17 protein-coding genes are annotated in these 13,636 nt (G+C 60.2%); 12 read left to right on the top strand and 5 right to left on the bottom strand.

Annotated elements, in window-relative coordinates; genetic code table 11:
- The first annotated feature begins 22 nt into the window (after positions 1 to 22).
- The 3 genes from ACSYTG_RS07655 to ACSYTG_RS07645 all read left to right on the top strand — a co-directional run bounded on the left by ACSYTG_RS07655 (position 23) and on the right by ACSYTG_RS07645 (position 1,400).
- Entirely contained in the window at positions 23 to 592 is a 570-nt protein-coding gene (locus tag ACSYTG_RS07655; protein ID WP_491706408.1) for a hypothetical protein, read from the top strand.
- A gap of 72 nt (positions 593 to 664) precedes the next feature.
- The gene (moaD, locus tag ACSYTG_RS07650; protein WP_415437732.1) at positions 665 to 928 is read left to right on the top strand and encodes a molybdopterin converting factor subunit 1; all 264 of its coding nucleotides are present in this window, start codon (positions 665 to 667) and stop codon (positions 926 to 928) included.
- A gap of 7 nt (positions 929 to 935) precedes the next feature.
- A complete protein-coding gene (locus ACSYTG_RS07645) occupies positions 936 to 1,400 on the top strand; it encodes a molybdenum cofactor biosynthesis protein MoaE (RefSeq protein ID WP_489782860.1) in 465 nt (154 codons plus the stop codon).
- A 34-nt stretch (positions 1,401 to 1,434) separates the two neighbouring features.
- Here the strand turns inward: ACSYTG_RS07645 and ACSYTG_RS07640 are convergent, their stop codons facing one another.
- Positions 1,435 to 2,706, bottom strand: a complete 1,272-nt coding sequence (locus ACSYTG_RS07640) for an adenosylmethionine--8-amino-7-oxononanoate transaminase (RefSeq protein WP_489782859.1) — start codon at positions 2,704 to 2,706, stop codon at positions 1,435 to 1,437.
- 58 nt (positions 2,707 to 2,764) lie between these two features.
- Here ACSYTG_RS07640 and ACSYTG_RS07635 point away from each other — a divergent pair, with 58 nt between their 5' ends.
- Genes ACSYTG_RS07635 through bioD form a run of 3 tightly spaced genes read left to right on the top strand, consistent with a single transcriptional unit; the run spans position 2,765 to position 6,065 of the window.
- Positions 2,765 to 3,979, top strand: a complete 1,215-nt coding sequence (locus ACSYTG_RS07635) for an aminotransferase class I/II-fold pyridoxal phosphate-dependent enzyme (RefSeq protein WP_489782858.1) — start codon at positions 2,765 to 2,767, stop codon at positions 3,977 to 3,979.
- Entirely contained in the window at positions 3,976 to 4,668 is a 693-nt protein-coding gene (locus ACSYTG_RS07630; protein ID WP_489782857.1) for an alpha/beta fold hydrolase, read from the top strand. Before ACSYTG_RS07635 ends, ACSYTG_RS07630 begins: the two co-directional genes overlap by 4 nt.
- Positions 4,665 to 6,065, top strand: coding sequence for a dethiobiotin synthase (gene bioD, locus ACSYTG_RS07625; protein WP_489782856.1), 1,401 nt, complete (start codon positions 4,665 to 4,667; stop codon positions 6,063 to 6,065). Before ACSYTG_RS07630 ends, bioD begins: the two co-directional genes overlap by 4 nt.
- A gap of 69 nt (positions 6,066 to 6,134) precedes the next feature.
- Here the strand turns inward: bioD and lexA are convergent, their stop codons facing one another.
- Positions 6,135 to 6,788, bottom strand: a complete 654-nt coding sequence (gene lexA / locus ACSYTG_RS07620; RefSeq protein ID WP_489782855.1) for a transcriptional repressor LexA — start codon at positions 6,786 to 6,788, stop codon at positions 6,135 to 6,137.
- A gap of 85 nt (positions 6,789 to 6,873) precedes the next feature.
- Positions 6,874 to 8,145, bottom strand: a complete 1,272-nt coding sequence (locus ACSYTG_RS07615) for a molybdopterin molybdotransferase MoeA (protein WP_489782854.1) — start codon at positions 8,143 to 8,145, stop codon at positions 6,874 to 6,876.
- A 69-nt stretch (positions 8,146 to 8,214) separates the two neighbouring features.
- Between ACSYTG_RS07615 and rpmG the strand changes: the two genes are divergently transcribed.
- Complete coding sequence (rpmG, locus tag ACSYTG_RS07610) at positions 8,215 to 8,382, top strand: 50S ribosomal protein L33 (protein ID WP_003623017.1); 168 nt, start codon at positions 8,215 to 8,217, stop codon at positions 8,380 to 8,382.
- 112 nt (positions 8,383 to 8,494) lie between these two features.
- Here the strand turns inward: rpmG and ACSYTG_RS07605 are convergent, their stop codons facing one another.
- A complete protein-coding gene (locus ACSYTG_RS07605; RefSeq protein WP_086645870.1) occupies positions 8,495 to 8,824 on the bottom strand; it encodes an FtsB family cell division protein in 330 nt (109 codons plus the stop codon).
- Between the two features lie 177 nt (positions 8,825 to 9,001).
- On the bottom strand, positions 9,002 to 10,282 hold the full coding sequence (eno, locus tag ACSYTG_RS07600) for a phosphopyruvate hydratase (RefSeq protein WP_086645871.1): 1,281 nt from the start codon (positions 10,280 to 10,282) through the stop codon (positions 9,002 to 9,004).
- 180 nt (positions 10,283 to 10,462) lie between these two features.
- Between eno and ACSYTG_RS07595 the strand changes: the two genes are divergently transcribed.
- The 5 genes from ACSYTG_RS07595 (at position 10,463) to ACSYTG_RS07575 (ending at position 13,619) form a co-directional block, all read left to right on the top strand.
- Positions 10,463 to 10,939, top strand: coding sequence for a DUF3429 domain-containing protein (locus tag ACSYTG_RS07595; RefSeq protein WP_489782853.1), 477 nt, complete (start codon positions 10,463 to 10,465; stop codon positions 10,937 to 10,939).
- Positions 10,940 to 11,045: 106 nt separating this feature from the next.
- Positions 11,046 to 12,014: a glycine oxidase ThiO gene (thiO, locus tag ACSYTG_RS07590; protein WP_086645873.1), complete on the top strand. Its 969-nt coding sequence runs from the start codon at positions 11,046 to 11,048 to the stop codon at positions 12,012 to 12,014.
- A gap of 20 nt (positions 12,015 to 12,034) precedes the next feature.
- The gene (gene thiS / locus ACSYTG_RS07585) at positions 12,035 to 12,232 is read left to right on the top strand and encodes a sulfur carrier protein ThiS (protein WP_086645874.1); all 198 of its coding nucleotides are present in this window, start codon (positions 12,035 to 12,037) and stop codon (positions 12,230 to 12,232) included.
- A 5-nt stretch (positions 12,233 to 12,237) separates the two neighbouring features.
- The gene (locus ACSYTG_RS07580; RefSeq protein WP_165924968.1) at positions 12,238 to 13,014 is read left to right on the top strand and encodes a thiazole synthase; all 777 of its coding nucleotides are present in this window, start codon (positions 12,238 to 12,240) and stop codon (positions 13,012 to 13,014) included.
- Positions 13,011 to 13,619: a thiamine phosphate synthase gene (locus tag ACSYTG_RS07575; protein ID WP_489782852.1), complete on the top strand. Its 609-nt coding sequence runs from the start codon at positions 13,011 to 13,013 to the stop codon at positions 13,617 to 13,619. The genes ACSYTG_RS07580 and ACSYTG_RS07575 overlap by 4 nt, the downstream gene beginning before the upstream one ends.
- The last annotated feature ends 17 nt before the right edge of the window (positions 13,620 to 13,636 follow it).

The raw sequence follows: 13,636 nt of genomic DNA, 5'->3' as shown, positions 1-13,636 counted from the left end.
CAGAATGGGCAGCATTGGTCCTATGGCAGACAATACTGGCGGAATGCGGAGTCTGGGTATGCGAAAAGCCGCTCTTCTTGGAGTGTGCGTGATGATGAGCGGATGTGCTGGCTTTGAAAAAGTCATGTCCGACACCATCTCCCTACCTGGTGAAAACCCCAATGCCCCGGCTGGTTCGGACCTGAACATGCGGCGTGTGCAGGGGCAGGCCACAAAGGAAGTGCCTATTCTGCCCCAGGGGGGCAATATATGGCCCGGCCCGCCAGACCCGCTGCCAACGCTGGAAGATGTCGCCAAAGGCCGCATGAGCAGCCAGGCAGGGGCAGAACTGCCAGCAACAGGCCCACAACTGCCAGATGGGCAGGAAATCAGTCTGGGCGAGCAGGAGAGCATCCACAAAGGGGTTGTCAGCCCGACCCGGTACGCTGCGCCAGAACTGGGGCACACCAGTGCGCAACCCGCAAGCGCAGGCAAGCCCGCGCCTGCACCTATTGAAATTCCCAATGGGGATGGCACAACAACCCTTGTTCATTCGGATGGTTCCATCAGCACCATTGGCACACCCAGCCGCCTGAGGCTGCCTGTGCATTGATGTCAGGCAGGTTCCGCAGCGCAAGCGGTGCACAGGACCTGCTGGTAAGGTAAAAGGTTGGTAAGGCGGATTATGGCAGACCGGGTAACAGTTTTGTTTTTTGCAGCACTGCGTGAGCAGATCGGTCAGGAAAGCCTGAGCGTGACCATACCCGCATCTGGGGTCACGGTTGCCGCCCTGCGTACCCAGATTGAAGGGGCAAACCCCACCATTGCGCAGGCATTGTCGGACCAGCCCAAACTGCGCGTTGCCGTGAACAGAACACTTAGCACATTTGAGCAACTGGTTACACCGGGGGACGAAGTTGCCTTTTTCCCACCCATGACGGGGGGCTGAGCAGGCCATGGTGGTGCATGTTGCGGTGCAGGCCGCTCCATTTGACGTAGGGGTGGAGGCTGAGCGCCTGAGTGCGCTTTCTCCGCTTACAGGTGGGGTTGGGCTGTTCGTCGGGCAGGTGCGTGGCGGGCAGGGACTCCGCGCCATGACGCTTGAACACTACCCGGGTATGACCGAAGCAACCCTGCACGCGCTGGCGCAGGAAGCACTGGCACGGTTTGACCTGACAGGCTGCACCGTAATCCACCGCGTAGGGCGGCTGGAGGTAGGGGCGGGCATTGTTTTTGTTGGGGCCGGGGCTGCGCACCGGGGTGCGGCACTTACGGCCACCTCCTTTTTGATCGACAGGCTAAAAACCGGCGCACCATTCTGGAAGCGCGAAGAATATGACGATGGCCGCACTATCTGGGTCGATGCGCGCGAGACGGATGAAGAGGCCGCCCGCGCATGGATGAATAACCCGACCGCCTGAGCGTGCCCCTTCCTGTCCGGCGTATAAGCCGGGTTTATTCTGCCAGCACGGTATGGATTGTGCGGCACAGGAACCGCAGGTCTGCCTCGGTTATGGTAAAGGCCGGGGTCAGGTACACAATATTCCTGAAAGGCCGTATCCACGCGCCGTGTGCTATCAGCTTCTGGCGCAGCCTGTCCGGGTTGCCCAGTGTTTCCAGTTCCACAACGCCAATGGCTCCAAGTGTGCGCACGTCCCGCACACCGGGGAGCGTGCGGCATGGTTCCAGTGCTTCGGTCATGATCGCATTGATCGCGGCAACCTGTTCCAGCCGTGGTTCTGTTTCAAACAGGTCAAGGGCCGCATTGGCACAGGCGCAGGCCAGCGGGTTGGCCATAAAGGTGGGGCCATGCATCAGGGCATGCTCGGGGTTATCGGACAGGAACGCCTCAAACACATGCCGCCGTGCAACGGTCGCAGCTAGGGCCATGGTGCCGCCCGTAAGGGCTTTGGACAGGGTGATGATGTCTGGCGTAATGCCGGCCTGCTCGCAGGCAAACAGGGTGCCGGTACGGCCAAACCCTGTAAAAATTTCGTCCAGAATCAGCAGTACGTCATAGCGGTCTGCTGCTTTGCGGACTGTGCGCAGGACTTCTGGCGCATGGAAAAGCATGCCCCCGGCCCCCTGCACCAGCGGCTCCATGATAATCCCCGCCAGTTCATGCGCATGGCGTGCAAGGAGCGCCATAAAAGCCTGCGTGCTGGGGGCATCTACTGGCAGGGGGGCTATAACGTGCTCGGTCAGTGCGGGGCCGTACAGGTGGTGCATGCCTTCTTCGGGGTCACATATGGCCATGGTGGCCAGTGTGTCCCCGTGGTAGCCGCCCCGAAAAGCCAGTAATCGGGTGCGCTGGCGTTCGCCCCTGTTCAGCCGGTACTGGATGGCCATTTTCATGGCGACTTCCACCGCGACCGAGCCGGAATCGGTAAAAAACACCCGTTCCAGATCGCCGGGCAGTAGCGCGCATAATCTGCTGGCAAGGCGCAAGGCGGGTTCATGCACCATGCCACCAAACATCACATGGGGCATGGTCCCGAGCTGCTCCGTAACAGCCTGGCGGATATGGGAGTGATTATAGCCGTGGCAGGCCGTCCACCATGCGGCAACACCATCCACCAGCACGCGTCCATCGGTCAGGGTAATGTGGCTGCCCTGCGTGCTCCGTGCCGCCAGAGGCGGGGAGGCTGTTTGCATCTGGCTGTAAGGAAGCCAGATATGGGGCAGGCCCTGCTGGTACCAGTCGGGCATGGAGGCGGGTGCGGACATGCTGTGGTGTTCCTGTAGATGATTGACCCGGAGGGCTGGCTCCGGCACCACAGATGTCATGACGCGGTTTGACAATCTTTTCCAGCAGGGGCTGGTCGGTTTTGCGGAGCAGGGGCGTATGCGCTCCTGCAAACAATGGCATGCGGCAGGCCCCGGCCTTTTGCAGCGCCCCGATACGGGTGCTGTTCTGGTTGATTTTTCGTCCAATGATTATCTGGGTCTGCGCACTCACCCGCGCCTGCTTGAGCGGGCCATTGCATGGGGGCAGGCAGAAGGGAGCGGGAGCGGGGCTTCGCGCCTTGTTACGGGCACTCCACCCCAGACCATGGCGCTGGAGCAGCGACTGGCTGCGCTTAAAGGCATGGAAGCGGCCCGTATATTTTCCTCCGGCTGGCAGGCCAATGCATCCGTGGTGCCTGCTCTTGCTCGTTTTTCTGCTCAGGTTATGGGGGCGCGGGCCGTTATTGTGGCGGACAAGTTCATCCATGCCAGCCTTTACCATGGGTGTGCTGCCGCAGGGGTAACGCCCAAACGCTTCAGGCATAACGATATGGCGCATCTGGATGCTCTTCTGGCACAGGATGCAGGGGCAGGGTTGAAAATTGTCCTGACCGAGAGCGTGTTCAGCATGGACGGGGACCGGGCGGACATGGCCCAGCTCCGTGCCATAACCCGGCGGCACAATGCTTTTTTGTGTGTGGATGAAGCCCACGCCACGGGTATTCTGGGCACGCAGGGCAAGGGGCTTGCCAATGGGCAGGCCGACCTTGTTGTTGGAACTTTCAGCAAGGCGCTGGGCGGAATGGGGGCTTTTGTCGCGGCATCCGATGCTGTGTGTCGTTGGCTGGATAACACGGCCTCTGGCTTTATTTATTCCACGGCACCTTCGGCCATGGTGCTTGGGGCGGTGGATGCCGCACTGGACCTTCTGCCCGATATGGAAGAGGCCCGCACACATGTGGCGGAGCTTGCCTGTGGGTTCAGGCAGCGCATGGGGCAGGCCGGGCTGGAGGTTGGCCCCTCCACGACCCAGATTGTTCCCGTTGTGGTGGGGGCGGAGCAAACGGCGCTCGCACTGGCGCAGGCTGTTGAGCAGGCTGGTTTTCTGGCGGTTGCCATTCGCCCGCCAACGGTGCCGCCGGGTGGCTGCCGCCTGCGGGTTGTTTTTCACGCTCACCATACGCAGGAGCAGATGCACGCTCTGGCTGCCGCCATTATCAGTGCTGCGGCGCAAAATGGCATTTTGCAGGAGCATGGAGCCTTGGGCGCATGAGCCCGGTTAAGCCCGTATTTGTGCACGGCTGGGGGTTTGGTCCGGAGTTCTGGGTACCGGTGGTGGACGCTCTGGGGTGGACGGATGCGCTGATTCTGGACCTCGGTTTTCTGGAAGGTTCAGCCCCCGCATCCCCAATGTTTGCTGCGCAATTATTGCAGGCCGTGCAGGTGCCGGGGGAGGCATTGCTGGGAATTGGCCACTCGCTGGGTTTTTTGTGGCTGGCCGAGCATATGGCGCTCTCCCCCACGGATCGGTTGGTGGGGATTAACGCCTTTGCCGCCTTTGCTGCGCGGGAGAGTTTTGCCTCTGGCGTGCCAGCCCGGGTTTTACAGCGTATGCTCAAAGGACTGTCAAACACGCCGGAAAAGGTTCTGGCCGATTTTTACAACCTTTGTGGCGCATCTGGCTCCAGCAAGGTGCCATGTGTACCTAATCTATGCAACGGACTGGACCTGCTGCTGGCAGGCGATGCCCGGCCCGCACTGGCAGCCAAGGCCGGTCAATACGGTATTCTGGCTGCCCGGCAGGACCCGGTAGCCACCCCGGCCATGATGGAGCAGAGTTTTGCCGGGTGCGCAGCCGTGCAGTGGGTGGACGGCGGGCACCTGCTCCCGCAAACGGATGTGTCAGCCTGTGTGACGTTCCTACAGGCTGTGCGCAGGACAATGGAACAGGACGTACAATGACAGACCCGCAGCACAGGGAGCGGATACGCCGCAGTTTTGACCGAGCCGAAGGGTATGATGGTGCCGCAACGCTGCAGCGCCTTGCCGCCCACAGCCTTGCCGCACGGCTTGTCCGTGCGCTGGACGGCAGAAAACCCACCCGTATTCTGGAAATAGGGTGTGGCACCGGCCTGCTGACTGAACTGTTGGCCCGGAACTGGCCGGAAGCACAGATTGTCGCAACCGATTTTGCCCCGCAAATGCTCGAACGCGCCAGCCGTCGCGCCATCCTGCGGACAGAGTTCAAACTCATGGACGCCGCCAACCCCACGGTTGAAGGCCCGTTTGATGTGGTCTGCGGTAATCTGGTCATGCAATGGTTGGAGCAGCCTGAGCAGGTCATGGAGCGGCTGGGTGGGCTTTTGGCTCCGGGTGGCGTGCTGGCGGTTTCTACCCTGCTGGACGGGACATTCGCGGAGTGGAAAGCCGCCTGTGCGAGCGAAGGTGTGCAACCCGCCACACCGCATTACCCGCAGGCCGGGCAGATACAGGCATGGACGCCATGGCTGTTCGCAGGTCTGTGGGAGAGCGAGAGCTGTGTGCAGGCTTTTGGCTCCGGTCTGGAGTTTGTCAGGCACCTCAAGGCAACGGGGGCTTCTGTTCCGCAGGCCGGGCGTAAACCAATGGGGGCGGCAGCGCTCCGGCGGGTTGCGCGTAGGCTGGACCACTCCGGGGCCGCCATAACGTGGCAACTGGCCTATGGCTGTTTTCGCAAGCCGCCGGTTGCGGGGGTATTTGTTACAGGCACGGATACGGGGGTGGGTAAAACCCTTGTTTCCGCCTGTCTGGTCCGGCGGTGGCAGGCCATATACTGGAAACCCCTGCAAAGTGGTCTGGCGGATGAGGCAGGAGATACCTCCACCGTTGCCCATCTTGCGCAGGGGGCTGAGTGTTTGCCACCGGCTGGGGCGTTTCAGGCTTCGCTTTCCCCTCAGGCTGCAGCCGAGGCGGAGGGCGCGCATGTAAGCCGCGCCCAGCTTGCGTTGCTGGAAGTCGAGGATGGCAGGCTGCTGGTGGTGGAAGGTGCTGGTGGGGTGATGGTCCCCGCAACGGATGAATTGATGATGCTGGACTTGGCCGCAATATGGGGGCTGCCGGTTGTGCTGGTGGCCCGCAGCGGGTTGGGCACACTCAACCATACACTGCTCAGCCTACAGGTATTACGTAGCCGGGGCGTAGCAGTGGCGGGGGTTGTGCTGAATGGCCCGCCTAATCCGGCTAATAGCCGCACCATTGCGCAACTGGGCAAGGTCCGTATTCTGGCGCAGGTGGAGCATATGCCGGCACTTTCTCCCGCTTCCGTGGCAGAGGCGGCGGCCACATTCCCGGCGTGGGAGGCCGTTTGCACAAGGCCTTAACGGCATGTGAGTATTTGCAGGCAGGAAAAGCACAAAAGCCACGTCCTAATCAGGCGTGGCCTTTGGTGTTTAGTAATGGCGGATCAAACCGGCCAGATGGCCCTGAATAACCAGCCGTTCAGCGGGAACAATGCGGGTTTCGTAGCGGGCATTGGCGGGCTCAAGGGCGATCATGTTGCCTTTACGGCGCAGACGTTTGAGCGTGACTTCCTGCCCGTCAATCAGGGCGACGATAATCTGCCCGTTTTCGGCCTGATCCGATTTTTTGATAATGACCTGATCGCCATCCAGAATCCCGGCTTCGATCATGGAATCCCCGGCGACTTCCAGCGCGTAATAATCCCCTGACCCCAGCATGTCCGCGGGGATGGAGAGGGAGTTGGACGTATCTGCCAGTGCTTCAATCGGCAGCCCGGCGGCAATGCGGCCATAAAGCGGGATTTTAACCGGGTCCTGCTTTTGTCGGGTAAAACTGCCACGAATGACGTTGGTTGGCAGTTCCTCCTCCATTTCGGGGAGCTGGATGACTTCCAGCGCGCGGGCGCGGTGGTGGTGGCGGCGCAGAAAGCCGCGTTCTTCCAGCCCCGAAATCAGGCGGTGGATGCCGGACTTGGAGCGCAGGCCCATGGCCTCACGCATTTCGTCAAAAGAGGGGGAAAAGCCGGTCTGCTTGAGGTGCGAATCAATAAAAAGAAGAAGCTTGTGCTGTTTTCGGGTCAGCATGTCGCACCTCGAGCTGTCTGTTTGTAATGGAACATCAATCTTATGGTTTGTTCTATGTAGGTTCTTGTTTTTGTCAATATCAAAATCAGGGCAGGGGCATAATCTGGCACGCTGTGCCTGCTTTTTGGGCGGGGTCGTGGGGAGGGCGTATAATCAGCGCCTGACTTTTGGACAGAATGTTCAGCTGTGCAGAATCCTGCGGCCCAAACGGGGTAGCAACAAGCTGGCCTTCCTGCGTGGTCTGGAGTGTGGCGCGCAAAAAATCCTGCCGTTGGTCATTTTCGGGCACATCTGCACCTAGGAGTGCGGTCTGTGTTTGCATGGTGTCGGCCACGGCAATGCCCATGAGCTTGTGCAGGGCTGGCAGCACAAATACCAGACTGCAAACCAGTGCTGCCACGGGGTTGCCGGGCAGGCCAAGCACAGGCATGCCGTGGAGTGTGCCAGACATGAGCGGCTTGCCCGGACGCATGGCAATTTTCCAGAAGTCCTGGACAAGTCCGGCTTTTTCCAGCGTCGGACGCACCAGATCGTAAGCGCCTACACTGGCGCCGCCAATGGTGATCAGCATGTCCAGATCACGGGTATGAGCAAATGCGTTGGAGAGCGATGTGGCGTTGTCACGCGCAACGGGCAGCACAATGGAGTCTGCCCCGTTCTGCCCCAGCAGGGCTGCCAGCATGAAGGATGCGGAATTGAAAATACCATCAGGCGGGGCAGTATCACCGGGCAGGAGAATTTCGTCCCCCGTAGCCAGAATCCCCACACGGGGGCGGCGGAACACTGGTAGCCAGACCAGCCCGCCAGCGGCTGCCAGGCCTATATCCCGCGGGCCGAGTCTGCTGCCTGCGCTCAACAGCACGGCACCTTGGGCAAAGTCCTGCCCCTGCCGGCGAATAAACTGCCCTGCCGTGGCAGCCTGCGTTAGCGTGATCTGCTGGCCTGCTCGCTGGGTGTTTTCCTGAATAATAATGGCATCCGCCCCGGCAGGTATCTGGCTCCCCGTAAACAGCCGGATACACTCACCCGCAGCCACGGTGCGGGCAGACGGTCTGCCTGCGGGGGCCTCGTCGATAATCTGCAATACAGCGCCAGGCCGGGTATCTGCCGCTCTTACGGCGTATCCGTCCATTGCAGACACACAGACCGGTGGGTTAGCCCTGCGTGCATGCACGTCCTGGGCCAGAATGCGGCCGCATGCAGCACTCAGGGCGACGGTTTCCTGCCCGCACGGCAGCAGATTTTCCAGAATTCTGGCCCGCGCGGTTGCCACATCCAGCATGAATTCGTCTCCTTTTGGCGTCCGTGGCGCCATATTGATGTAAGAAAGCTTGACCTTTTGCCTTTGTATGCGCATTTTGCCGCAACTTGAACACCGCCGGAGCCGTATGGACCGGCTCTGTAAATATGTTCTGCTGAGGAAGTCATGGCCAAGACCAACGTCATCAAGATCCGTCTCGTCTCGACGGCTGACACCGGTTACTTCTATGTGACCAAGAAAAATGCCCGCGCTCACACGGGTAAAATGGAACTGAAGAAGTACGACCCGGTTGCACGCAAGCACGTCGTATTCCGTGAAGCCAAAATTAAGTAATTCTGGCCAGATCGGTATCTTATAAAAAAACGGCGCCATCGAGCGCCGTTTTTTTATGTGGGCATACAGGCTCACGCCCGCTTAACCCGGCTTAGATGTATGTTGGGTAGGCTTAAAAAAGCGGATCGCGCCGGTCGTAGGGGATAACCACATCATTGCGGTTGGCCATGTTCAGCATGGCACGGGCGCGTTCATCCAGAATATCTGTATCCAGCGTGTTTTCACGCAGGCCATTGACGCGGCGCTTCCATGCGTTCTGTTCGGCCTGCGCATCTGTACGGGCCTGTTTGGCCTGTTCAAGCAGGCCAAGCTGCTGCTGGTAGGCCTGCATGCCGTGGTCGCCCTGTGTGGCGTTCCAGCCAAAGTAACCGGCAATGCTTAAAAACGCCAAAGGTGGCACCACGGCGCGTACAACGCGGCGAAAGAAACGGCCAATCTGCACTTTTGGTCAGCTCCTTGCCAGAGTCGTGGTTACCAAGAGACATGAATACAGAGTAATCTGTAGCCCATGTTACGCCAGATGGGGAAGGGCGTTGCATACAAAAAAAGCCGGCCCCAAAAGGGACCGGCCTGATCTGGCGTGGCACAGGGGCAGAACAGGCTGCCCGCGCCACAGTTTTTAACTGTTTTTAAGGATCGTACGGCCTGCATACTGGGCGGCTGTAACCAGTTCCTGCTCAATACGGATGAGCTGGTTGTATTTGGCCGTCCGGTCGGAGCGGGAGAGCGAGCCGGTTTTGATCTGCCCGCAGTTGGTTGCAACGGCCAGGTCGGCAATGGTGGAATCTTCCGTCTCACCCGAGCGGTGGCTCATAACGGCGGTGTAGCCGGCCCGGTGGGCCATTTCCACGGCCTGAAGGGTTTCGGTCAGTGTGCCAATCTGGTTGACCTTGACCAGCAGGGAGTTGGCAATGCCAGCCTTGATCCCGCGGCTGAGGCGTTCGGGGTTGGTTACAAACAGGTCATCGCCGACGAGCTGCACTTTTTTGCCCAGTGTCTGCGTCAGCAGTGCCCAGCCTTCCCAGTCATCTTCGGCCATGCCGTCTTCAATGGAAACAATCGGGTAGCGGTTGACCAGATCTTCCAGATAAGCGGCCATGCCTGCGGAATCGAGGCTCTTGCCTTCACCTTCCATGACGTACTGGCCGTTTTTGAAGAATTCCGTGCTGGCGCAGTCCAGTGCAAAGGTTACGTCCTGCCCGGGGCGGTAGCCTGCGGCTTCCACGGCGCGGGTAATAAAGCCCAGTGCCTCATCAGCAGATTTAAGGGCCGGGGCAAAGCCACCTTCATCACCAACATTGGTGTTCAGGCCCGCAGCGCTCAGCGCTTTTTTGAGCTGGGCAAAAATTTCAGACCCCCAGCGAATGGCGTCCGCAACGGTTGGCGCACCCACGGGCTGGATCATGAATTCCTGAATGTCGATCGGGTTGTCCGCGTGCTGGCCACCGTTGACAATGTTCATCATGGGAACAGGCAGGATGTGGGCAAAAGACCCGCCAACATAGCGGTACAGGGGTACTTCCTGCTCTGCCGCCGTTGCCTTGGCCACAGCGAGTGAGACACCCAGAATGGCGTTGGCCCCCATGCGGCTTTTGTTGGGTGTGCCATCCAGATCAATCATGGCGTTGTCGATGTCGATCTGGTCAGAGGATTCTGCACCCTGCAAGGTGGGCAGGATTTCGCTCTCAATGTTTTCAATGGCGCGGAGCACGCCTTTGCCACCATAGCGTCGTGCATCACCATCGCGCAGTTCCACGGCTTCATGTGCGCCGGTTGACGCGCCAGAGGGAACAGCCGCGCGGCCTTTGGCACCGGATGCCAGTTCCACGTCCACTTCCACGGTGGGGTTGCCACGGCTATCCAGAATTTCACGGGCGATAATGTCAACAATGGCGCTCATGGTGTTTGTTCCTGCTTGTCAGTGGCACTGGCTGGGGCCGGTGCCGTCGTTTCTTATTCTTGATCTATGACGCAACCTGCGTGGAGCTTTTCCCCCACGCGGTTGCTAGTGGCAGCGTCTTGGGCTTTTCTGTCAACACTGAGAACAAGAAAATACAGAGAAAAGGGTGTCTGTTCCCCTATGAAGAAGCTTCCGTTTCTGGGTGTGGTTCTGATGCTGGCAGGGGTTGTGCCCTATGTCTTATGCACATGCGCCATAGTGTTTTACGATTCCCGCATTCCCGTGCCCAACCTCCTTATGGCCGAACTGTTTTACGGGGCCATCTCCCTTTCCTTTATTGGTGCAGTGCACTGGGGGCAGGCGCTGGAGATGGAACGCACCATTATTGTGGCATCTGCCGCACGCACGGACCATGTGCGTCTGCTGGCGGGTGTTGTGCCCGCCCTGCTGGGCTGGGTTGCAGCCTGCACGGGGTTTATGTGGCAACCATTGGCCGGGATTGCCGTGTTGATAGTTGCATTCGCGCTTGTTGCCGTGGCCGAGCGCGCGGCATGGCGGCGCGGCTGGGTGCCGCCGGGTTATATGGGTGTGCGCTGGATTGTAACGGCGGTTACGGAGTGTTGTCTGCTTATGGTGCTGCTGGTTCGTTTTTTGTGAATGGCAGACGCTGGACCGGTGCGCTAAAAGTTACGCCGGGTATGTTATAACACGCAGGTATCGCATTAAGGCGCGCATATCAGTCAGGAAGTGGAAAGCAGGGCTTATGAACGGCAAACCGCGCATTCTGGTAAAAGGTGCTGGTGTGGCGGGGCTGACCGCCGCCGTAACACTCGCGGAGCGTGGCGGGGTTGTAACCCTGTATGACTGCGCGGAGCGGGTAGGGGCTGGTGCATCGTGGATGGCGGGCGGCATGCTGGCCCCATGGTGTGAGGCGGAATCGGCCCCGGCGGAAGTTACTGCCCAGTCGGTCGATTCGGTGGACTGGTGGGCAACCCATGTTCCCGGTGTTGTGCGGCAGGGCAGTCTGGTGCTGGCCCCCGCGCGTGATGTGGGTGAACTGGCCCGCTTCGGGCGGCGTACCTCGCACTACGAAACCGTGGGTGAGGCTGACATTGCACGGCTGGAGCCGGACCTTGCCGGGCGTTTTCAAAAAGGCCTGTTTTTTGCGGATGAAGGGCATGTGGACCCACGCAAGGCCCTGCCTGCACTGGCCCATGCGCTGGAGCAGATGGGAGGGCAGGTGCTGGTGGCTCCCGAGCCAGCCCCGGATGAGGCCGGGTTTGACTGGGTGGTGGACTGCACGGGTCTGAGGGTAAGGGATCAGCTCGACCACCTGCGCGGTGTTCGTGGCGAAATGCTGCTGCTCCATTGCCCGGATGTTATTCTGCACCGGCCCGTACGCATGCTGCACCCGCGTATTCCGGTTTACATTGTGCCGCGTGATAACCATGTGTTCATGGTCGGTGCGACCATGGTGGAAAGCGAGAATGCAGGCGGCATGACCGTACGCTCCATGATGGAGCTGCTCAATTCCGCATGGACCCTGCACCCCGGCTTTGCCGAAGCGGAAATTCTGGAAATGGGAACAGGCCTGCGCCCATCCTACCCCGATAACATGCCCCGTGTGGTGCGGCAGGGGCAGCATATTTATGTTAATGGCATGTACCGCCATGGTTTTCTGCTATCCCCCGCTCGGGCACGGGAGGCCGCAGATCTGGTTTTTGGGTCCTAAACCCCAAGGAGTAATGCCCGATGAAAATAACCGTCAATGACGAGGCACAGGACGTGTCCGCCACAACCCTGGCAGGGCTGATTGATGAGCTGGGATACGCCGGAGCACGGATTGCCACCGCGCTGAATGGGCAGTTTGTGCCAAAAACCGAGCGCGAGCGTGCAGCACTCGCAGCCGGTGCGCGGGTGGAAATTGTCGCCCCCATGCAGGGGGGGTAAAAAGCATGACGGCGTTATTTTACGGGCAGGCACTCTCCTCCGCCCTTATGCTGGGCACAGCGCAGTACCCATCCCCCGAAATCCTGCGCGATGCCGTTCTGGCCGCGCGCCCGGGGGTGTTGACCGTATCCCTGCGCCGCGAGTCCGCGGGGGAGCGGGCTGGGCAGGCGTTCTGGTCTTTGGTGCATGAGCTGGGTGTGCCCGTTCTGCCCAACACGGCAGGATGCCACACGGTCAAGGAGGCCGTAACAACCGCGCATATGGCGCGCGAGGTGTTTGGCACGGACTGGATCAAGCTTGAGGTGATCGGTGAGGCCGATACACTCCAGCCCGATGTGTTCGGGTTGGTGGAAGCCGCACGGATTTTGAACGAGGAAGGCTTTAAGGTTTTCCCCTACACCACGGAAGACCTTGTGGTGGCCGAGCGTCTGCTGGCCGCAGGGTGCGAGGTGCTTATGCCGTGGGGGGCGCCCATAGGCTCGGGCAAGGGGCTGAACAACCTGTTTGGCCTGCGGGCCATGCGGGCACATTTTCCCTCCGTGCCGCTGGTGGTGGATGCGGGCATTGGTGTGCCTTCCCACGCAGCTCAGGCGTTGGAACTGGGGTATGATGCCGTGCTGATCAACACCGCCGTAGCCAAGGCGGGGGACCCTGTGCGCATGGCGCAGGCTTTTGGTCTGGCTGTGCAGGCCGGTATGCTGGCACGTATGGCCGACCCGATGGAAGCGCGCGATATGGCTGCCCCATCCACCCCCGTTGCAGGAAAGGCATTTTTGGGATGAGCGCACTACCACAGAAGTTCTACCCGGTTGTGGATCACGCCCAGTGGGTCAAGCGCCTTGGCGCTGCGGGTGCGCGTTTTATTCAGCTACGGCTCAAGGACCTGCCGGACGAGGAGCTGCGCGCACAGGTTCGTCTGGCGCGCACATACGCGGCAGAGCATGACATTTGTCTGGTGCTGAACGATTTTTGGCAACTCGCGCTGGAGGAGGGGATTTCCTACATCCATCTGGGGCAGGAAGATCTGGATACGGCAGACATGCCGGCTATTCGCAAAGCGGGGCTGCGCGTGGGCATAAGCACGCATTGCCCGGAGGAACTGGAGCGTGCTCTGGGCCTGACCCCCGACTATGTGGCGCTGGGGCCGATATGGGAAACCCGGCTCAAAAAAATGGCATTCGGCCCGCAAGGTGTGGACAAACTGCGTGAGTGGAAGCAGCGTATCGGCACCATGCCACTGGTTGCCATTGGCGGCATAACGCTTGAGCGTGCGCCGTTGTGCCTTGCCGCCGGGGCGGATTGCGTTTCGGCCGTATCCGCCTTTACCCAGCACGCGGACCCGGAAGGGCAGGTCCGGGCATGGCTGGAGGCCACCACAGGCGTGTGATGCCCGCGGTGGCGCAC

The sequence above is a fragment of the Acetobacter sp. ESL1128 genome, from assembly GCF_058505085.1.
The sequence above is the reverse complement of the archived record's forward strand: the minus strand, read 5'-3'. Positions and strand labels throughout refer to the sequence as shown.

Coding starts and splice junctions, on each gene's coding strand:
- ACSYTG_RS07655 (WP_491706408.1), top strand. CDS start 23: ATGGCAGACAATACTGGCGGAATGCGGAGTCTGGGTATGCGAAAAGCC.
- moaD (WP_415437732.1), top strand. CDS start 665: ATGGCAGACCGGGTAACAGTTTTGTTTTTTGCAGCACTGCGTGAGCAG.
- ACSYTG_RS07645 (WP_489782860.1), top strand. CDS start 936: ATGGTGGTGCATGTTGCGGTGCAGGCCGCTCCATTTGACGTAGGGGTG.
- ACSYTG_RS07640 (WP_489782859.1), bottom strand. CDS start 2,706: ATGTCCGCACCCGCCTCCATGCCCGACTGGTACCAGCAGGGCCTGCCC.
- ACSYTG_RS07635 (WP_489782858.1), top strand. CDS start 2,765: ATGACGCGGTTTGACAATCTTTTCCAGCAGGGGCTGGTCGGTTTTGCG.
- ACSYTG_RS07630 (WP_489782857.1), top strand. CDS start 3,976: ATGAGCCCGGTTAAGCCCGTATTTGTGCACGGCTGGGGGTTTGGTCCG.
- bioD (WP_489782856.1), top strand. CDS start 4,665: ATGACAGACCCGCAGCACAGGGAGCGGATACGCCGCAGTTTTGACCGA.
- lexA (WP_489782855.1), bottom strand. CDS start 6,788: ATGCTGACCCGAAAACAGCACAAGCTTCTTCTTTTTATTGATTCGCAC.
- ACSYTG_RS07615 (WP_489782854.1), bottom strand. CDS start 8,145: ATGCGCATACAAAGGCAAAAGGTCAAGCTTTCTTACATCAATATGGCG.
- rpmG (WP_003623017.1), top strand. CDS start 8,215: ATGGCCAAGACCAACGTCATCAAGATCCGTCTCGTCTCGACGGCTGAC.
- eno (WP_086645871.1), bottom strand. CDS start 10,282: ATGAGCGCCATTGTTGACATTATCGCCCGTGAAATTCTGGATAGCCGT.
- ACSYTG_RS07595 (WP_489782853.1), top strand. CDS start 10,463: ATGAAGAAGCTTCCGTTTCTGGGTGTGGTTCTGATGCTGGCAGGGGTT.
- thiO (WP_086645873.1), top strand. CDS start 11,046: ATGAACGGCAAACCGCGCATTCTGGTAAAAGGTGCTGGTGTGGCGGGG.
- thiS (WP_086645874.1), top strand. CDS start 12,035: ATGAAAATAACCGTCAATGACGAGGCACAGGACGTGTCCGCCACAACC.
- ACSYTG_RS07580 (WP_165924968.1), top strand. CDS start 12,238: ATGACGGCGTTATTTTACGGGCAGGCACTCTCCTCCGCCCTTATGCTG.
- ACSYTG_RS07575 (WP_489782852.1), top strand. CDS start 13,011: ATGAGCGCACTACCACAGAAGTTCTACCCGGTTGTGGATCACGCCCAG.